This is a genomic window from Parachryseolinea silvisoli, assembly GCF_021190955.1.
In the GTDB taxonomy this organism is placed as follows: domain Bacteria; phylum Bacteroidota; class Bacteroidia; order Cytophagales; family Cyclobacteriaceae; genus Ohtaekwangia; species Ohtaekwangia silvisoli.
In genome coordinates this window covers 2,053,477-2,072,163 of sequence record NZ_JAIOAO010000001.1, presented here as the reverse complement: position 1 = coordinate 2,072,163, position 18,687 = coordinate 2,053,477, and the positions used below count along the sequence as shown (strand labels likewise).

At 54.0% G+C, this 18,687-nt stretch carries 15 protein-coding genes; 7 read left to right on the top strand and 8 right to left on the bottom strand.

The window, feature by feature from the left end:
* The first annotated feature begins 29 nt into the window (after nucleotides 1-29).
* Nucleotides 30-437: a response regulator gene (locus K7P01_RS08555; protein ID WP_254085941.1), complete on the top strand. Its 408-nt coding sequence runs from the start codon at nucleotides 30-32 to the stop codon at nucleotides 435-437.
* 103 nt (nucleotides 438-540) lie between these two features.
* Here K7P01_RS08555 and K7P01_RS08550 read toward each other — a convergent pair whose 3' ends face one another.
* Nucleotides 541-1,986 carry a hypothetical protein gene (locus K7P01_RS08550; protein ID WP_254085942.1) on the bottom strand — a complete coding sequence of 482 codons (1,446 nt, stop codon included), beginning with the start codon at nucleotides 1,984-1,986 and terminating at the stop codon, nucleotides 541-543.
* Between the two features lie 138 nt (nucleotides 1,987-2,124).
* Here K7P01_RS08550 and K7P01_RS08545 point away from each other — a divergent pair, with 138 nt between their 5' ends.
* From K7P01_RS08545 to K7P01_RS08535, 3 genes are all read left to right on the top strand, one after another.
* Nucleotides 2,125-4,719 (top strand): tetratricopeptide repeat protein, encoded by a 2,595-nt coding sequence (locus tag K7P01_RS08545; RefSeq protein WP_267291847.1) that lies wholly within the window; start codon nucleotides 2,125-2,127, stop codon nucleotides 4,717-4,719.
* A 156-nt stretch (nucleotides 4,720-4,875) separates the two neighbouring features.
* Nucleotides 4,876-5,436, top strand: coding sequence for an SMI1/KNR4 family protein (locus tag K7P01_RS08540; protein WP_267291845.1), 561 nt, complete (start codon nucleotides 4,876-4,878; stop codon nucleotides 5,434-5,436).
* A gap of 18 nt (nucleotides 5,437-5,454) precedes the next feature.
* A complete protein-coding gene (locus K7P01_RS08535; RefSeq protein ID WP_267291843.1) occupies nucleotides 5,455-6,690 on the top strand; it encodes a cation:dicarboxylate symporter family transporter in 1,236 nt (411 codons plus the stop codon).
* Here the strand turns inward: K7P01_RS08535 and K7P01_RS08530 are convergent.
* Together K7P01_RS08530 and K7P01_RS08525 are read right to left on the bottom strand one after the other, a co-directional pair.
* Nucleotides 6,684-7,091, bottom strand: a complete 408-nt coding sequence (locus tag K7P01_RS08530) for a DinB family protein (protein WP_267291841.1) — start codon at nucleotides 7,089-7,091, stop codon at nucleotides 6,684-6,686. The genes K7P01_RS08535 and K7P01_RS08530 overlap by 7 nt on opposite strands.
* A gap of 67 nt (nucleotides 7,092-7,158) precedes the next feature.
* Nucleotides 7,159-8,022, bottom strand: coding sequence for a helix-turn-helix domain-containing protein (locus K7P01_RS08525; RefSeq protein WP_267291839.1), 864 nt, complete (start codon nucleotides 8,020-8,022; stop codon nucleotides 7,159-7,161).
* Between the two features lie 250 nt (nucleotides 8,023-8,272).
* On the opposite strand from K7P01_RS08525, the gene K7P01_RS08520 reads away from it, so the two are divergent.
* Together K7P01_RS08520 and K7P01_RS08515 are read left to right on the top strand one after the other, a co-directional pair.
* A complete protein-coding gene (locus K7P01_RS08520; RefSeq protein ID WP_267291837.1) occupies nucleotides 8,273-8,845 on the top strand; it encodes a hypothetical protein in 573 nt (190 codons plus the stop codon).
* A 19-nt stretch (nucleotides 8,846-8,864) separates the two neighbouring features.
* Nucleotides 8,865-9,413 carry an RNA 2'-phosphotransferase gene (locus K7P01_RS08515; protein ID WP_267291835.1) on the top strand — a complete coding sequence of 183 codons (549 nt, stop codon included), beginning with the start codon at nucleotides 8,865-8,867 and terminating at the stop codon, nucleotides 9,411-9,413.
* Nucleotides 9,414-9,419: 6 nt separating this feature from the next.
* On the opposite strand, the gene K7P01_RS08510 is transcribed toward K7P01_RS08515, so the two are convergent.
* The 5 genes from K7P01_RS08510 to K7P01_RS08490 are packed head-to-tail and all read right to left on the bottom strand — an operon-like array spanning nucleotide 9,420 to nucleotide 17,038.
* Nucleotides 9,420-12,173 (bottom strand): hypothetical protein, encoded by a 2,754-nt coding sequence (locus tag K7P01_RS08510; RefSeq protein ID WP_267291833.1) that lies wholly within the window; start codon nucleotides 12,171-12,173, stop codon nucleotides 9,420-9,422.
* The gene (locus K7P01_RS08505) at nucleotides 12,139-14,553 is read right to left on the bottom strand and encodes a hypothetical protein (RefSeq protein ID WP_267291831.1); all 2,415 of its coding nucleotides are present in this window, start codon (nucleotides 14,551-14,553) and stop codon (nucleotides 12,139-12,141) included. The genes K7P01_RS08510 and K7P01_RS08505 overlap by 35 nt, the downstream gene beginning before the upstream one ends.
* Entirely contained in the window at nucleotides 14,546-15,256 is a 711-nt protein-coding gene (locus K7P01_RS08500; protein WP_267291829.1) for a hypothetical protein, read from the bottom strand. Before K7P01_RS08500 ends, K7P01_RS08505 begins: the two co-directional genes overlap by 8 nt.
* Nucleotides 15,253-16,404 (bottom strand): AAA family ATPase, encoded by a 1,152-nt coding sequence (locus K7P01_RS08495; protein ID WP_267291827.1) that lies wholly within the window; start codon nucleotides 16,402-16,404, stop codon nucleotides 15,253-15,255. Before K7P01_RS08495 ends, K7P01_RS08500 begins: the two co-directional genes overlap by 4 nt.
* Complete coding sequence (locus K7P01_RS08490) at nucleotides 16,388-17,038, bottom strand: hypothetical protein (RefSeq protein WP_267291825.1); 651 nt, start codon at nucleotides 17,036-17,038, stop codon at nucleotides 16,388-16,390. The genes K7P01_RS08495 and K7P01_RS08490 overlap by 17 nt, the downstream gene beginning before the upstream one ends.
* 292 nt (nucleotides 17,039-17,330) lie before the next feature.
* On the opposite strand from K7P01_RS08490, the gene K7P01_RS08485 reads away from it, so the two are divergent.
* Nucleotides 17,331-18,656, top strand: coding sequence for an Ig-like domain-containing protein (locus K7P01_RS08485; RefSeq protein WP_267291823.1), 1,326 nt, complete (start codon nucleotides 17,331-17,333; stop codon nucleotides 18,654-18,656).
* Nucleotides 18,657-18,687 lie beyond the last annotated feature (31 nt).

Sequence of the window (18,687 nt, the reverse complement as noted above, 5' to 3'; positions counted from 1 at the left end):
CATTATTTTTATAAAGCATTAAAAGACTTATGGCAGGAAAGAAATATCGTACCGTCATGCTCATCGACGATAATGAGATCGACAATCTTATTAATCAGAAAATGATCGAGGCCGCCTCCGTGACGGAAAATATCTATACGCATACGGGAGCAAAAAGCGCGATCGAGTTTTTGAAGAATATGGAAAAGCTGGACGTCGCCGACTCGGTTTTGCCCGATGTGATCTTCCTGGATATCGATATGCCGCTCATGGACGGTTTTCAATTTCTGGATGAATTCGAGAAGCTCTCGAATACCGCCAAGAAAAAATGTAAGATCGTTATGTTGACCTCGTCGATCAACCCGCAGGATTTTAACCGGTCTAAGAAGTACGAAAATGTTAAGCTGTACCTGAACAAGCCACTCTCGCATGAGAGTATTGTTAAGCTGGAGATATAAGAAACAGTGTGCGTGTGGACCCGATAGCCATCGGGTGTGAAAGCGAAAAAACAAAAAGGCGCCCCGATTTTGTCGGGGCGCCTTTTTTATGTTATTCCATTTGCTAGAACTCCGTCAGTAGGTTTACGAAGCGCTCGTCGAGCTTGATTAGCTTGGTGGGGGCGAAGTAGCCTACGTTGATGGCGCTGAGGCGCGGGATGACAGCGTTGATCTTTTTGGCTTTTTCCTTTTTGGCTTCACTGGTGGTGATCTTGAGGATCTTCAGGAAGAGCTGGATGTTTTCGCAGCTGTCTTTGCCGAACAAACGGATCTGGCGCTGGATGCTGTTCGAGAGCTGGTTGAAGAGCTCCACGTCGTGCATGAGTGTGTACTGCAGGGCAAGCAGCGACTTGATCTCGAGTTGTGCGTATGGATATTTCTTCAGGCTCACGTCGTTGAGCAGGCCGTTGATAAGCTTGGCGGCTTCTTCGAATTTGCCTATGTAGTACGACGACAGCGCGCGGTACACGATGTATACGATATGCTTCGGCACGTCCATCGTGTCGACTTCATAGTCGAGGAAGATGCTTTCGTTTTCGGAATACAGCTCGGCTTCCGTGCCGGTGCGCAGGTGGCGCTCCAGCTTTGAGAGGAGGAACTGCGCGGGGAAGGTGAAGGTGGCGTAGTTCACCATGAGGTTGGCGCAGGCGTCGTTTACTTCTTCGTAGTACTTCTCGGCCTGGCGGTATACCTTGTAGTGGTTGTAGTACTCCAGCTTCAGGAATTCGAATACCAGGTTGATGTGGTAGTAGATGGAGTCGAGGTGGTAGCTTTCGAAAATGCGCTGCACTTTGTCGAAAATGTCTTCGATCGACTCGCCTTCCTGGTGCATGTTGTCGTCTACCTCTACAAACAGGCGGTGGAAGATGTACATGCAGCTCTGGTACACGTAGAGACGGTGCGATTCGTACAGTTTCGCGACGTTCTGCATTTCTTTCATGAGCAGCACCAGTCCCAGCTTTTCTACTTCACCGCCGTTGAGCATGTAGTCGCCATACTTTTTGAAGTAGTCGGCCAGCAGGTCTTCGGCTTTGTCCACGGCCAACATATAGGCTACGTGCCGGTTGTAGAGCTGTGAATACTGGAAGTAGTCGGGTGAGTTGATGTTGAGCTTTTTGAGCGACTTGTAAATAACGGTCAGCTCGTTGGCCAGGTCATAGTCCAACAGCTCTTTTTCCAACTTCTTAAGGGTCGCAACGGAAATGGCCTTCTTTTTGGTGAAGAGGACCTCATTGATGTTGGCCACTTTGCGCAGCACATCTGTACGGGGGCTTTCCAGCTGGCCCATGAGGTATTCTTCAATCTTCAGGTTCAGGCGTGAGCGGAGGGTGTAATACGCGTTGGCGTTTACATCCAGCTCTGTCATAATTTTGTTGTCGGAAAGCTGCCGCTCCCGGAGAGACCGGAGCAGGTATGCCGACTTTTCGGCATTGCTTTCAATGAGTGAATCGTAGATAGCTTTGAAGTCCTTTTCCGAAAGTTGCTTAATGATATTCTTTAGTTTCGCCATGAAAGACAGTTAACATTCCCTGAAAATTTACAAAATTTATTACATCCCGCAATATACGCATATCGCGTTACGAAGAATTCTTGCTTTGCACTGAACTTTGTAGTTTTGACCTCTTACGCATTATGAAGCGTTCGGAGATTGATCAAACCGCTGACTATAGTATGCCTGGCCCTGCTGGCTCCTGTGTGCCTTTGGGCACAATTCGCGCCCGAACGTGCGGCCTGGAGCAACCTGTCGCGGCATAAATGGGAGCGTGCCTATGAGCAGGGGCGCAAGGCCCTGCACCGCGACAGTGTCAATGCCACGGCCAACTATGTGATGGCCAGCTACTTCTTCGCCCCCGAAAACCCCGCATTCCAGGTCGATTCCGCCTATCGCTACACCCTGGCGGCCCAGGCCGACTACCGGCATACAAGCCCGCGGCAACGCGACCGCCTGAAGCGTTTTCCGCTCGACAGCCTCATTCTGCTACGCCTGCGTGGGCAGATCGACAGTGCGGCCTTCGGCCGTGCGCGTAAGCTTCACACTGAAAAGGCTTATGTCGATTTTCTGCTTTCGTTCCCGGCGGCGCAGCAGCAGCAGGAGGCCCGCGACCTGCGTGATGAGGTCGCCTTCGAGCAGGCCGTAACGGACAATACCTACCAGGCTTTTGGCCACTACCTCGCGCGGTACCCCGACGCCCGCCAGGCGGCCGAGGCCCGGAGCCGCTATGAGCAGCTGCTCTACGAGGCCTCGACCCGCGACCAGCACCTGCGCAGTTACGAGCAGTTTGTACACGACCACCCCCTCTCGCCCTACCGCGCCGAAGCCGAGCGTAATATCTTTGAGATTGCCACGGCGGCGGGCACGGCCGAGCCTTTTATAGCTTTTATTGAAAAATACCCGCATAGCCGCGAGCGCATCGGCGCCCGTAACCTGCTATATCACCTGCTGCCCGAAGATCTGACAGCAGAGCAACTTCCCCGGGTATTGCAGCAGGACTCGCTCCACCGCGTGCGGATAGCCGACCAGGGATACCTCGTTCCCTTCCTGCATAAAGGTCATTTTGGTTTTATGGATGAGGACGGGAAAGAAGTACTGGACGCTGCAATAGACGAGCTGGAAAGTGAATATCTCTGTGGAAACATACATGAAGACATCCTTATTCTGCCTAACGGTATTATGGCACGAAATGGGGTAATGATCTATCGTGGCGCCGTCTCGGGCGTGGAAGATCTTGGGGCCGGATTTCTGCTGGTACAAGGCGACGCATGTACCCGTGTCGTGCACAAAACGGGATTTATACCACTCGACTCGTGCGTTCAGGATGCCCGTATGCTGAGCGGTCGTTTGCTGGCGATACGCACCGGCGACTACTGGTCGGTGCGCACCCTGGCGGGACGGTTGTTACTCGGCGCATCGTGGGACGACGTACAGGCAGCCGGTAATGTGGTGATCTTAAAAAAGAATGACAAGTACTGGCTTACGACGTTAGAACAAGTGGCGTGTATTGCCGACCAGCAGCCACTCGGCCTGCGCGATGTCTTTAATGATGTCAAGCCGTGGCCCAATGGATTAATTTGGTTTCGCGCCGGCTCACACGAAGGTGTGCTTGGTCAGCATCTCGATATTCAGGTGCCGGCGCGGCAACAACGGTTGGCCCCGGCGTTCTTTGGGGCGCTGGCAACTACGGCGGATACCCGGCATATACTCTACGATACGCGTCACAATACCGCCGACCCCTACGACTCGGTTGCTGTGAACGAGCCCTGGGTCGCGGCCAGGGCGGGGTATACCTGGCATTTGCTGCTGCCGATGCGCCAGGCTGCGGCGATCGCCCGCTATGATTCACTTTATATGGCGGGGCCTTTTGCTGTCGGCGTCAGGAACGATAGCCTCTTTGTGCACATCACGTCGGGCGTGGTGTTGCCGTTCGAAGCAGCGGCACGGGTTGAGTTTGTGCCGGGGCAAGATTCATCTGCTTTTTTGGCGGTAGATTTTAATAAGGCGCGCACAGTCTATAACCGCGATGGCCGTAAGCTTTTTAGCGGTGCGTACGATCGCATTCAATATGCGGGGCAAGGGTTATTTATCGTGTCGCGCAAAGAAAAGAAAGGTCTGGTGACGGACGACGGCAAGCCGGTGCTGCCGATCGAGTACGATGCGATCGGCTCGGCCAGCAACGGTACAGTGTCGCTGCTGCGGGCGATGAAGTTCGGGATGTTCGACATCGTGCGGAAGAAGCTGATCAAACCGCTTTACGCCAAGAACCTGCAGCCGTATAACGACCAGGCGCTCGTCGCCTATAGAGAAGGACATTATGGCTTTATCGGGTGGGACAACAACCCCCTGGGCGACTTCGAGTTTAAGGAGATCAATGTGTGGAACGACTCTGTCGCATTGGTGAAAAAAGAATCCTATTGGATGTTGTACAACATCGCTACGCACACGGTTGTGCTGCACAATATCAAGGGGTACGAATTGATTCGCGATACGCCTGCCGAGAAGCTCGCTATTGTTCGCCAGGATAATCGCTATGGCGTGTTTCATAGTCAGCGGGGAACGGTTATTCCCATCACGTATAGTGACATTGTTAATGTAGGCTCGGCGGAGATTCCGATGTATTTTACGGAGAAGCATGTGGAGGAGGCGTCACTTTTTGTGGTGATATATTATAGCCATGATGGCCAGCTTATCCGAAAGGAAGTGTACGATCAAGAGGCGTATGAGAAGATTTATTGTTCGGAGTTGTAGGCCTGATTTTTCCGGTGTGTGAGGTTGGGGTATTATTTGCCAGATGCGTGTGGGATTGCGTTATATGCCGTATATGGGCGAACCCTGGAGGAAAGAATGGCACTTTTTCGCATTGCACCGAGGGATTCCTTATTTTAGTCGCCTAGTCGTTTTATTATGCTTGCAATTTGGCAAAAACTCGAACGCTGGCTGGAGGAGCATGCTGCGCATTTGCTCGACGAGCTTAATCCTGGCGCGCTGCCAGGCGATTTTGCTAACCTGGAGAAGGCTATGGGGGTCACGCTGCCTGCCGCTTTTCGCGATTTTTATAAGGTGCACAATGGACAGGAGCCCGGCGAGGGGTTGATTGAAACAGAGGAGCTGCTGTCGACTGAGCGGATTTTGGAGGAGTGGCGCGTATGGCGAGACCTGCTGGACAATGGCAATTTTCATGGCACATACTCAGAGCCGGAGGAAGGTGTAAAGAGCGACTGGTGGAATCCGATGTGGATCCCCATTACGTACGACGGCAGTGGCAATCATTATTGTATTGATCTTGATCCTGCGCCCGGTGGACGCAAAGGGCAGATCATTCGCATGTGGCACGATGCGCCCGAGCGGCCCATCATTGCCGATTCGTTCCAAGCGTGGATTGAAGATTATGTCGGCCAGCTTGTAAAAGGCGAGTATATATATTCCGCGGAGTGGGGCGGTATCATTCACCGCGAAGACCTCTAACCAGCCATCGTTTGCATTGTGAAGAAAACAGTTCAGCACATTCTGAAGAACCTCACGTTCTGGGTATTGCTCGCCATTGCCGCGGGTATTGTGCTGGGCGTCGTTAACCCGGCGACCGCCATCGAGATGGGGGTGCTTGGCGAGAAGTTTATCGCGCTTGTCAAGCTCTTTATTTATCCCATCATCTTCCTCACCATTACGCTGGGGATTGCTGCCATGGGCGATCTGAAGAAGGTGGGCAAGACGGGGGGTAAAGCGTTGTTATACTTTGAAATCGTTACCAGTTTTGCGTTGTTGATCGGCGTTGCCGTGGCCTGGTTGATTCAACCGGGGGAAGGAGTAGACACCACGCGTGCCCGTGGGGTGTCTATCGATAAATATGTGGCCGGCGCGCAAGACTTTAGCTGGAAACATTTCTTTTCTGAAAACGTCACGCTGCAGGTATTGGTGGTGGCGATCATCTTTGGTTCATTGCTCGGTTTATTTGCTGGCAAGGATAGGATCCTGCGCCCGTTGAGTCTTGTGTCGAAGTATGTTTTCAAGGCGTTGCACCTGGTGATGTATGTGGCGCCGATCGGGGCCTTTGGGGGGATGGCGTATACCGTGGGGAAGTTCGGACCTTCTACACTGGTGTCGCTGGCCAAGCTTATGGGCGCGATATACCTGACGATGGCAATCTTTATCTTTGGGGTGTTGGGCGCGATCTTATGGATGTACCGTATTCACATCTGGCATTTTCTAAAATATATACGGCACGAGATTCTTATTGTGCTGGGCACATCGTCGAGTGAGGCTGCGTTGCCCTCGCTGATGGAAAAGCTTGAGCGCATGGGCTGCGCCAAGCCGGTTGTGGGGCTTACGATTCCGGCGGGTTATTCGTTTAACCTGGACGGCACGACGATCTACTTGTCGATGGCATGCATCTTTTTAGCACAGGCTTACCATGTGCACCTGTCGCTCGACCAGGTGCTGGTGTTGATCGGCATCCTGATGGTGACGTCAAAGGGCGCTGCCGGCGTAACCGGCAGCGGCTTTATCGTGTTAGCCTCTACGTTGCAGGCAATCAAGACTATACCCGTAGACGGACTTGCCTTGCTTATTGGTGTAGACCGCTTTATGTCAGAGGCACGCGCCATTACGAATCTGATTGGCAATGGTGTGGCCACCGTTTGGATCTCTAATAATGAGCGGGCATTTGACCACATTGCCATGGAGCAGGCCTTTGCCGAAAAAACTCCCGCAGCAGATCAATAAGTATACTCCGGTGGCACCTGGCCGGCACATCGTAAGTACGTAATGGCTTGTCCGCGATGGTGGGTGATGTGGTCCAGTGTGGCATAGAATCCTGCCAGGGCATCGTCGTTGAATTTTGTCTTTTCTACCGTATTGGCCAGATCGCTATACATCATTTCTATATAAGTTTTGATGTCGGCTTTTGCCACTGTTGCTGCCGGCGGATTCCACTCAGTCTTGACTCCTTTTATATAATTGTCTTCCCACCAGGCGATGCTATAGGCGATGTGATGCAACAGCTCGCCAAAATTCCACACGGTGCTGACCGGCCTAAACGCATATTCTTTTGCCGGCATGGCTTCTGCCACGGCCAGGGTATAATCACGTGAGTGATCCAGGAGATTTAAAAGATGTTTTTTCATAGCAGTAAGTGATTTTGTGATGACACAAAACTACCGGGTGGTGAGGAGGAGCATTTGAGGAATCTTGCTATTTCTGGATCGATGCGGCCGCAGCCGTGGCGCGGAATTTAGCCGGAGGCATGCCGTACCGTTCCTTAAACGAAATGGTGAAGTGTTCGAGGCTGTTGAAGCCAGAGCCAAAGGCAGCGTCGGCTACCGGCAGCGTTGTATTGCGCAACATCATTTCGGCATGTTTTAGCCGGGTGTGCAGCAGGTACTGGTGGGGCGCGTATGAGGTGAAGGTCTTGAAGATGCGGCTGAAGTGAAAGGGGCTCACGCAGCAATGCCGTGCGAGGATAGTGAGGGATATGTCTTCGGTAAAATGTGTACTCAGGTAGGCTTTGGCAGATTCGATCGTTTCCAGGTGGTTCTTTTTAAGTCGCGCGTCGATGCGGGTGTCGGGCGTAGAGCCGGCCACTTTGGGTAATACTTCGCGGACAATGTCCAACACACATTGATCGATCTCGAGCTTGCTTCCGGCGCCGGTTAATATCCGGCGAATGATGTGGTGATGTAAAAACTCAAGCGAGACATCGGTTTTAACCAACAGCGAATGTATGTCGTCGTCGGTGAAGAAGCGCAGGTTGCCATGATACTCCAGCAGCTCGCGAAAGAAATCGCCGGTGAATTGAAAGATGGTGCACTCGTCGGGTATACTGTGCGTGTGTGTGATGGTTCGTTCTGTGCCGGGTTTGGTGACGATCACACAGCCGGTGTAGGAGTCCATGGAGCGGCGGAAGACATTATACAGGAAATTCCCCTTGCGTACAAAACTGACACAAAAGGAATCGGCGTACTCGGGTTTCGTTGTGATGCACGAGGTGCATCGGCACCGGAAATCGACTACCTGATAGAAGTCCGAACAATATAGTGTGTGCAGGTCGGCGTCCATGGTTTCGTGAAAATACGCAGTTTCCTGTTGATCAATTCAAAAACTTAATTACCTTTGTCTTATGAAAATGAAACAACTCCAATTTAATCCCGCGGTGATCCGTGTTCGTGCCGATAAGCACGACCCGTCCCGGAGTTGTATACATGAATGATTAATAACGAAATCTTCATATAGAAAGCCCGGGCAGCATTGTCCGGGCTTTTTTATTGTGTAAGTGATTTTAAAACATAGATAGAACCACCCTTAAACCATGAAAAATATTGAAACGATACTTAGGACCATTGAACGGGAGCTGATCCGCACATATGCTGTGCTGGACGCCTGGTTCGATGAGGAGCCGGGTGTGCTGCAATATCTTCCGGCGGGCGGTGGCCGTTGTTGTAGTGAGGTGCTTGAACAGCTTATGCACACCAACGGTAACCTGTTGTCTTCCATCGAGATGGCTTGCCGTGAAGCGCGCCAGCGCGCCGCCGATGCAGCTGTTGACCATACAACCGATTGGAGCCACTATACCCTGCTCGAAGCCCTTGCGCTGGAACGCTGCATGCATACCTTGTATACCGCAGCAGCGGCTACACAGACCTTGTCGCACGACGATGTACGAAGCCGTATGCGCGGACAACTCGGTATATGCCTGGATCACCTTGATACCCTGTGCCATGGCGAAGGCACACTTTATAAAACAACGTTGCCCCTGCAGGAGCCCGTCACCGTAGACGTATACCAGCACTTGTACTTCCTGGCCCACTTTGGCCGGAGCCACGTCAAGAGGCTGGAAGAAAATAAAGCCGAGTTCGCGTTGCTGGGGCGCAACCTGAACTAGTACATGCTAATTTGACTTTATGATGACGGAGAAAGAAAATACCCGCATCAGTAAATACCTGAGTCTTGTGCTGCGCCATGCGCCCGAGGCCGCAGGCATTACTCTTGATGAACACGGTTGGACCGATGTTGGAATCTTGTTAAAACAACTGAGCCGGAACGGGTATGCCGTATCTCCGGCGGAGCTCGATCACGTTGTGACGACCAACAGTAAGCAGCGGTTTATTTACGATGAGAACCGGGCACGTATTCGCGCCAGCCAGGGGCACTCGGTAGCCGTCGACCTGGCCTATGCTGTAAGCGAACCGCCGACTGTACTCTATCATGGTACCGCTGAAGCGTTTCTGTCTTCTATAGAGAAGACGGGCCTGGACAAGCGCAGCCGCCATCATGTGCACTTGAGCGCGGATGATGAAACGGCGCGTCGTGTAGGACAACGACATGGTAAGCCCGTTGTATTGGTGGTCGATGCTGCCCGTATGCGTGTGGATGGCTATACATTCTTTTGCTCGGACAATAATGTATGGCTCACGGAGCATGTGCCGACGGCCTATCTGCAGCGGCAGTAATGCCGGCTATTGGTTGGTCGCGGTGTGCGGGCTCATGCTGCCGTCCTGGTAAACGAGGGCGAAGCGGTCTTTTTTATGGGTGGTTAACAGTGCGATGATCGGTTTTTGGGGCTCGATTGTATAAACTTCTTTGGGCTTTCCGTCCAGTACGTAGTATACCGTTGCCTGGTGGCGGCTCGCGAGTACAAAGTGATCAACGGAAATGAAGCAAGCATCGACAAGTGTCGCGGCAAAATAATCTTCGGCCGTGAGCAACGCTGCGCCGAGCTGTTCCTTAAATAACATGCTGCCGCTGGGTGTTGAAATAATGATGTAGGGGTTGGCGTATGCCGGCGCCAGGGTGATGCGGGTGATGGTGTCTGTCAGCCGATGGACATAGATGTCGCCGTCTTCGAAGATTTCGATCAATTGATTGCCAATACCGATATAGAATTTTCGGTCGCGGTAGGGCGCGTGTAGGATTGGATGGGCCGGCTGGGTCATGATAAACTCGTTCAGCTTATATTCCTTCGGGTATTTTAGTTCAAACGCCGGTGTATAATACATCAGGCTCACGCTGTCGTTGTTGTTTTTAACAGCGACAATCTCACCGTTGGGTTTAAAGGTGTAGCCGATAGCATCGGTGGGCAGCCTGGTAGGCGAGGTGATGACGAGCTCATCGTCGAAATGTGTTGACTTCGGTAACGTCAGGTCGTTGAAGGCGACGCCGTGCGTATTGTGTAAGATGACCTGGTGGCTGTTATAGGGCTCGGTGATGAGTGTGATCTGGCTGTCCCGCCGTATATATTCCGGCCAGCTGTGGTATTCGATGTGGCCATGCCAATTACCGCGGGCCAGCTGGAGGTACGCGCCCTTTATGCCCAGAATCAGAAACTGGTTACGGTGGCATACCGCTTTGAACCACCGGATTTGGGGATCGAGCTTCCATAGGGCTGCTTGTTCTTCGCGCAGGCGTTTTTGTTGCACGTTGATGTACCGGCGGGTATCCTGGGATAACAACCTGTCGTCGGGGTGGAAGTGTTCCAGCAGGGTCAGGTTGTTGGACTTGCCTTGCTGTACCTGTTGTCCTATGATGGTGTAAGCCAGCCGGCGTGATGTATCGTGCGCTTCGTCGCGCAGTTGTTTTTTACGTGCCAGGTTGGTGAGCACCTGCAGGAAAGTGTCGCGTTTGGCCTCGGGGGTCTCGGTATAGATGGCCTGCAATTGTCGTGGTACGGCGGCCTCGTCGGTTTGTGCCAGTAAGCCGAAATAGGATTGTAAGCACTCTTCTGCCTGTAGTGACTCGGTCCATCCGCGTAACAGAATGTTTTCTGCCTGCCTGGGCTGCTCTAACTTTTGCTGATGGATGCGCGCGGCATCGAGATAGTCGCCGCTGTTCAGGGCTTGTTGGGCGCTGTGCGTATATTGGTTGGCCGCGTGTTCCAGCAATTGCGCCTGCCGGTATAGATCGCCTGCCTTTTCGTGTTTCTTTAGCTCTTTGTACAATTCGACGGCATCCAACAATAGCCCGCCACGTTCCAGACATTCCGCTGCTGCGGGTATATTTTTGAGGTGATCCCGATAAAGCGTGGCGGCGTCGCGATAAAATCCACCTTGTTCCAGTACGTTGGCCGCGGCAGAAAAGTCGTGTAGCAGGTGGGCGTATATATAGGCAGCCTTTTTAAAGTCGCCGCGTTCAGTGGCCTGGCGTGCGGCGTTCAGGTATTTTTGACGGAGGGTATAGTAGTGGTTGTCCGTATTCCAGACGTCACCGCCTCTGCCCCCGCCGACGCTGCTGGCATCGAAGCTCATATTGTCTCGTCGATGCAGGCTTGCCGAGGGCGGCACGGTGCCGCGATGTGCGTAGGGATTGTTCAACGGTATGGCGTAGCGTAGTGCCTCGTCCATGTTTTCATCAAAGAGCAGCACCAATCGGTTTAGCTCGTTCCGGCGCTTGCGTTCGAGGTCTTCCAGGCTTTCGTGCATCCGCCGAAGGAGACGACTTAGTAAACCCGGTTTGTAGTCGGGATTTGCCAACTTCTCGTTGGCTTTTTGCATTGCATTCTTTTTTTCCTCTTCGGAGAGAAATTTGGACGTGCTCCGCTCCACCTTGTCCAGCATTTTTTCGATCGTCGATAATGCTGTCTTTAGCAGCTTTCGTTTGATACGGTCAGTCCACGACTCCGATGACTTTTCGCTTTTGGGAGGAGGAATGTCCTGGAGCGGTTGGCGATCGATGGTATCGTGAAAGGACTGGAGCAGATCGGTAGCCTTTGCCGGTACGATGCGGATGTTCACCAGCGGCGGCGGCGTGGCGTTGCCTTCGTGGGCCTGCGCCCAGGAGACAGGCTGCGCGGGTATAAAATCCAGCAGCGAGGCCAGGTCCAGCAGGTCGGTTGGCTCGAATCCGACAAGTCCTGTGCGGGGATGAAACACCTGCACATCCCATAACAAGATGCGCTGCAGCTCGTCGTTGGCCAGCGCCGGTGTAAGGGTAGCGTGTATGGGTAAATAAAGATGTTCGTCGCTGAGGCCATACAGGTCGGTCCGGGGGCCGGTTGCGGGTACAGTATCCGGAGGGAAAATGACAAACAATCCGCCGGGCGCAACGGAGTGGATGGATTCGGGCATGACATAACACGCCAGCAGGGCGGGATCGATGTTCCACGCGCTGATCTCTTGCAGCCACGCCAGGGGCTCGTGGCCGCGGAGCAATGCCGCACGGGGTGTATGGCGCGGTTGCTCGTTATAACGAAGGCCGATGGTGCTGGATGATATCATCGATAAAACGTTTTAGATACTTCTCATAAAACTCCCCGGCCGGTAGTTGTGTCAGGTTTTCGTCGCGGATAAAATAGGAAGATCCACAGACGTGACCATCGCTCGACCAGCACGTCACGGTTTCCCCGAGGTTGAGTACCAGGGTAATGGCAGGTATGTCGGTGTTTTCACTTTCGAGGTGGAGTAGCCCACGCGTGTCACCATAGGCGCGGGCACCTTGTGCCCAGCGGAAAGGAAAGAACCTCACTGCTGGATTGTCTGTCATGGTGCGAGACTTCCCGGAGGTTGCAGGGAAATGAGATCCCAGCGCTTCGTCTCCCCGCATGTGGATCAGTTCCAACGTTCCCAGACGCAACATCTTTCCATTGATCAAAAGATATCCCCCCGAGGTCACTACTACGCTTCTCACACGTTGCAGAATAGTAAAACTTACGTTGGTCATGTGGCGCATTTTCGGGAGTGAGAATGTGTCGTTTTTATACCGGAGATGATTCAGACGCCGGAACATTGTTTCGCGACCGAGGGCGTGTTCGATGTTCAGTCCTATTTCCGGAATGTCCAGCAGCTCTTTGTCGGAAACCAGCCGGGCCTGTCGACAATCGATGCCGGTGAGGCCGTGATTCCCTAAAAAGAACATGTAGGATGCAGCGATGAATACAGGGCCTGTCTCGAAGTGCGCAGTTAAGTCTATATGCACATGCGTTGCGTGCTTCAGATCAAACTTATAGTAATGCAGTTGTTTGTCTGTGGTGTCCAGTACGAGTAGACTCAGGAAGACTTCGTCGTTTGCCAGGGTGTGGAAAAAGTACTTATTACCCTGGATATGGTGTAATAGCTCGATAGCGCCGTGTTGGCGGTGGTGCCAGTAGAGCAGCCGTTTTGTTGACGTGACGCAGAACACGGCTGTGTCGGTTTGATATACCAGGTCGGATGTTGCGGGAAGCTTCACCGGCGGAAAGTATAGCGGTACCGGGTGTGTTTGTATAAAGGTGGCGGGTTTTTCCGCGTCGCCTGAATCTGACGCTTTTTGGTGTGTTAACAACAACCCGGCGAGGTCATAGGTGGCGCTGTTGAGCAATTTTCGTCGTCCGTTCCGCAGGGCATAAAATTGTAATGTGCCATGCCGGCTTACGGTGATCAGGAACTGCAGCTGTTCACGGACGGTGCGATATATAGTGTCGAAATCAGGATCTTGTAACACTTCTTCATCGGTAATCAATAAGTAGTCGGCCTGGTCGTCAAAGCCACCGCGCCGGATGACATTTTCCAGGGCGGCGCCGCAGTGTAACGCGCCATCCAGTTGTTCCAGTGCATGTACAATGCCCTCGCGCGTCGAGAGCGTGAGCGGTGTATGTGTTTCGCCTCCCAATGCCACGACGTGGGCGGTGGTGTGTGTCGGCAGGTTGCGGGTGCTGGCGAGCGCGGCCGATACGGCGAAGACGCGTGGCAAGCCCCAGAGCAGCAACGTGGTGTCGAGCAGGATGACGCGTTGGCGGTGCACGCTGTCGGGTGGTTCTTCGCGGCGCAGGTAGAGCGCTTCGTTGTTCACCAGCCGGGCGGTGAGCATGGCGTCGTCGTATGCGAGCTCGCTTAACAACAAGCGGTCAAAATCGCCCCGGGTGCTGATGTCGGCATAGCCGCCCAGGGGTAGGTCACCGGCGGCTTCGGTATGCATGGTTATATGCAGGGCGGCCACCAGGCGTTGGGTGAGTCGCGCTACGCCTTCTGTTTGGGGATCGCTTAGGAGTTGCAGCAGCAGATCCTCGGGCGGCAGTTCGGGTATGATGCCGGGTGCCTCCCCGGGGAGTATGTCGAGGCCGGTGCGCAAGCGGAGCAGCAGTGATTCCGTTGTAGGAAACCGCTTTGACGCGTCGTGCAGAACGCGAAGATTGATATCTTGATACTGCGCCGACAGGGGCTGTTCCAGGACACGGGCATTCAAACGGCCGCTGCGGAATTCATCCAGTATGGCCCGTGCATGTTCGGGAGGGACGAACGGCCTCGCATCGCGGAAGATCTCTTGCAACAGCAGCCCCTTGCGTGCGCCGGTGCGATATTCTGCCGGCAGTCCCTGAATTACCTGCATGAGTTTTACAATGGGCGGGCCGGCTACCACGGTCCATCCCTTCAGTATCTTACCCGTCTCCGTTTTTTCAATGCCGTCAGGCCTATCCAGGCAAGCGTAAAGTATAAGCAATAAAGGCTGTAGTGACGGTAGTCCCTGGTCTGTGAAGTATTGCAGCAGGAGTACGAGCTCTTCGCGATAGGCAATGGTATCACCCGTTTGGAGCTCCACCACTTCGCCGTCGGCACTCCATTGCCACAACGACTTTCTGGACGATTGAAAATAACCGAGAGTATTTTCTATGATATCATACATCCGCCAGTCGTGTTTGTGTGTGCCGCACCGCGCTGCGCGAGGCGGGTACAAATTGTGTATGGAGTATACGTTGCCAGTGACCGGCCGTGTCTATGTACAGGATTGCGTCGCCCTGCGGGTTGAGCCGGCGCGTGACCAGCTCGCCCAGGAATGGTGCCTCGAAATCCCACCCTGTCGGCAATATGAGATCATTTTGCCGCCAGCATGCCAGCCCCGGTAGCGGTGGGAGGGGTGTGCCCAGGATCAATACTTCACGACGTTCGGACACGGCAAAGCGTAGCCGCGCCAGGCGTGCCGCAGGGGCGGCCAGTACATAGTGTTGCCATGCATCGAATGTTACGAATAATGCTGCGCTGTCGTGATCCTTTGTGGATGGCACTAATTTCACCGTATACAGTGCCTGGGCGATGCCTGGCATGGCCGATACCGGTGGTTTTAGCGGCATAAAATCAGTGAGCTTCTTCCATTTCAATTTTGGCAACTTGCCGATAGGCGTCACGTGGCCGACCGGAAAAAGGACGCCGTCCGCATTCGCCAGATAGCGTTGCTGTGCCGGCAGTTGCCACACGGCTTTGTCGGCGGGACCGTCTATGCGGAGCCACACACATGCGTCATCGGTGGCCGCCTGTAGCTGGGGCAGGTGACGCACCGTGGCGAGCGCGGGGGCATCGGTCAGGCGAAGGGTGAAGACATATTCGTTCATGGGTGTTGCAGCACTTTTTTCCACAGGGCTTCGATCGGCTCCTGCACGTAGGCCCGTTGCGTGTCGTTAGCGATCCAGGCGCTGCGGCCGTTGAGGTACCGCAGGCGGTCTTTGATGATCGACCGCTCGCTGGCGGGCAGCTCGGGTAGATCCCAACGGGTGGACAAAGCGGCCACCTCGCGGTATAGGGCATCGGCGTCGGGGCCTGTGCGCGTGGTCGCGCGCGGGTGTTGCTCAGGTTCGTCGGCGCCTGCTTCCAGCGCGGTATCGACCATACCGGCAATCAATTCGATTTGCTCTTCTGTATCCCAGATATACCGCAGTACCCACAGGTCGGTGACGATCGCCGTTGTGCGCTTGCACAGCAGGGCGCTGGCGGCAATCAGCCGTTGCAGTTTTACCGCGCGGCGGTCAGATACCGGTACGCCTGCCTGCCGCAGCTGGCGGATCAGGTCGAGGTATACCGGTATAATGGGTTGCAGGTCTACCTCGCTGGTCAGGTTTTGCAAGGCGGCCAGCTCGTCGTAGGCAATCATCGGCGTGACGGGGGTGGCAGCGCGTTCCATTTGCCAGCCGGCCTGCAAGACCTGGTTCAACAAAGCCGGGTCGACGTAATCACACCGAACGCGCAACAGGAAGCGGTCGAAGAGTGCCTGCAGGGCTTCGTCTTCGGGCAGGTGGTTGCTGGCGCCGACGATCATGAGGGCGGGCAGTGCCCGCGTTTCGCGACCACGACGGAAGATGCGTTCGTTAAGAATCAACAGCAAGCTGTTCAGGATCGCGCTGTTGGCGTTCAGCAGCTCGTCGAGGAAGATGAGGTTTGCCTCGGGCAGCATGCCCTCGGTGTTGGTCACCAGTTCGCCCTCGCGCAGCTTGCGAATGTCAAACGGACCAAACAGCTCGTTCGGTTCGGTAAAGCGTGTTAACAAATACTCAAAGGTCTTGCCGTGCAGCAGGTTTGCAAGTCCCCGCACCATGGCGCTCTTGGCGGTGCCGGGCGGGCCCAGGAGGAAAAGGTTTTCCCGGCCAGCCAGGCAGATACCCATCAGATCGATGATATCGTCTTTCCCCACAAAGGTCGTTTTCAGGTGTGCGAGCACCGCGGTTAGTTTGTCGACCAGGTGGTTTTTATCAAAGGTTGTCTCCATACAAAGAAGAAATAGAAGAATTCAGTTCAGCGTCTGGCCACAGCGTGGCCGCATAGTCCCCTAACGAGGCGTGTACCGCCTCGCGTACGCGTGCGTGACCCAATGCGGTCTTGTCGCGGGTGCGGACTACCCGGTCTATATACACCTGCCGCAGGGAGGGGTGCTCCCATAACGTGTCGAGGTCGGTCGTACTGTCGACGGCCATGCCCACCGTGGAGAGGGGCCAGCGTTGGGCGATGCGTTGCAGGTAGGTTAGCAAGATATCGTCGGGCGCCAGTCCTTTGGCCAGCCACGCCAGGTCGCGCAGGTAACGCAGGCACAGGTCGGCGGAATACAGGGCAGCGTGGGTGCGTGGTCCGGTATAGTCGGCCAGGAGGTTGGTTAACAGGGCATCGTCCAGGTCGCGCAGGACGGCGGCTTGCACGGAGCGATATAAATAGAGGGCACCCCACCGGGCGGCGGCGCTGTCAAACGCCGGTGCTGTGTGGGGCATGTCGAGTATGTCGCGGGCGTATGATTGTCGTAACAGGGCCTCGGCGGCCTGCTCGTCCTCGTCACTGAGGGGCTGTATGCGGGGTTCGATTGCCACATCGCCATGTGTAAACAAATCTTGCAAAAACGTAGATAACTGCATAGCGCGCTGGTAAAGTTAACCGATGCCGGGGAAAGTCAGTTCCATTCGCGGCAGGAATGGTACATATGTCGGTAAATGGGTAAAAAGCATCGCGCAGACAAGGGCAAGGGGTGAGCGCTTCCGATTCATACAAATGCCCCTACATGGCGATGGGGTTTATTCTTAAAGTTCTAAAAAAAAGTAAAGATTCTGCCTATACTTCCAACCATTTTGCCACGCTTCAGGACAATGGTATTGTACGTACACATTTTGATTTATCGTATTCACTATAAACACTATAATACATATAACCATGTTATTTCCTGTTAAAAGTATAATCCGACGTAGCCTCCTCCTGGTGGGGCTGGCCCTGGCGGCGCAAGCGTGTGACGAAATGAGCGGTGATGTTATCCCCTCGGACGAGGAGATCGACCAGGCCGTTGACCTGGATGCCGCGATGGTGGTAAACGGTCCGGTACTGGTTGACCTGGTACAAGCTTCGAAACTTACCGGTGCCTCGACGATCTCGATTGTTCAGGAGCCCACCAAGGGTACCGTATCCATTCTCAGCAGTGCGCTGCTGATGTATACTCCGAACGAGGATTTCACCAGCGGAACCGATCAAATAGTTTATTCAGTGTGTGCCGGCGGTAAATGTGATGAAGGAACCATCGAATTTACCTATGTGTCGGACGAGACCAAATGTTACAGCATGGCCGTGCCCGACCAGGGATACGGTAAGCCTACCGATCCGCAGATCGTTGTCGACGTGCTGGCCAATGACATCCTGTGCGATGACCAGTTTGATGTCGCTACCCTGAAGGTGACTAATCAACCGGCACAAGGTGAGGCTAAGATCATTGACGGGCTACTCTTTTACTATTCTGTCACCGACTATGCGGGACCTGTTTATGTAGTCTATAGCGTTGCCGGTCGTGCGAACCCCAAGGTGTTGTATTACGGTGTGGCGTCGATCTCCGTGCATCCGGAAACCATTACGGTACAAGCTATCAACGACGTATTTAACTATACCGCTGCCGAGTATGCCGCGTTGCTGGAAGCCTGGCCGGGTAATCAGATTACGTATCCGTTGTCAGCGATCTTTGGCAATGACCAAATCGGCGGCGTGCAGTACATCGAGCTCGAGGTATCGATCGTGACACCGCCCCAGCACGGCACCGCTCGCTACGAGCAAAATGAAGTGTTCCGGTACAGCCCTGAAGATGGGTATAGCGGTTCTGACAGTTTCACGTACCAGATCTGCTACGATGGTTCCTGCTCACAAGCCACGGTCAGCATCAACGTAGGCGAGGCGGGCCCTATCCAGGCAGTTGGTGACGACATCGTCTATACGCACGCTCAATATCTCGAGATGATGGCCAACTATGACGCGCTGAACATCCCGTTCCAGGATATCATCGGCAACGACGTACTCAACGGTGTACCCACGAACCAGCTTCAGATCACTACACCCCAGCAACCGTATAGCGGCTCGATACAATATTTCTCGCTGGAGATGTTCAAGTTCATCCCGAACAATCACTTCGGGGGCCAGGAGAGCTTTATTTATATGATCTGTCACGACGGCCAATGCAGCGAAACGACGGTGACGATCACCATCACCGACTGGCCGCAATAAGGAGTATGCAAAATAGAAACCGTTAAACTCA

Bases quoted from the DNA above. Each gene is read 5' to 3' on its own strand.
- K7P01_RS08555 (WP_254085941.1), top strand. From the start codon at position 30: ATGGCAGGAAAGAAATATCGTACCGTCATGCTCATCGACGATAATGAG.
- K7P01_RS08550 (WP_254085942.1), bottom strand. From the start codon at position 1,986: ATGGCGAAACTAAAGAATATCATTAAGCAACTTTCGGAAAAGGACTTC.
- K7P01_RS08540 (WP_267291845.1), top strand. From the start codon at position 4,876: ATGCTTGCAATTTGGCAAAAACTCGAACGCTGGCTGGAGGAGCATGCT.
- K7P01_RS08530 (WP_267291841.1), bottom strand. From the start codon at position 7,091: ATGAAAAAACATCTTTTAAATCTCCTGGATCACTCACGTGATTATACC.
- K7P01_RS08525 (WP_267291839.1), bottom strand. From the start codon at position 8,022: ATGGACGCCGACCTGCACACACTATATTGTTCGGACTTCTATCAGGTA.
- K7P01_RS08520 (WP_267291837.1), top strand. From the start codon at position 8,273: ATGAAAAATATTGAAACGATACTTAGGACCATTGAACGGGAGCTGATC.
- K7P01_RS08515 (WP_267291835.1), top strand. From the start codon at position 8,865: ATGATGACGGAGAAAGAAAATACCCGCATCAGTAAATACCTGAGTCTT.
- K7P01_RS08510 (WP_267291833.1), bottom strand. From the start codon at position 12,173: ATGATATCATCCAGCACCATCGGCCTTCGTTATAACGAGCAACCGCGC.
- K7P01_RS08505 (WP_267291831.1), bottom strand. From the start codon at position 14,553: ATGTATGATATCATAGAAAATACTCTCGGTTATTTTCAATCGTCCAGA.
- K7P01_RS08500 (WP_267291829.1), bottom strand. From the start codon at position 15,256: ATGAACGAATATGTCTTCACCCTTCGCCTGACCGATGCCCCCGCGCTC.
- K7P01_RS08495 (WP_267291827.1), bottom strand. From the start codon at position 16,404: ATGGAGACAACCTTTGATAAAAACCACCTGGTCGACAAACTAACCGCG.
- K7P01_RS08490 (WP_267291825.1), bottom strand. From the start codon at position 17,038: ATGCAGTTATCTACGTTTTTGCAAGATTTGTTTACACATGGCGATGTG.
- K7P01_RS08485 (WP_267291823.1), top strand. From the start codon at position 17,331: ATGTTATTTCCTGTTAAAAGTATAATCCGACGTAGCCTCCTCCTGGTG.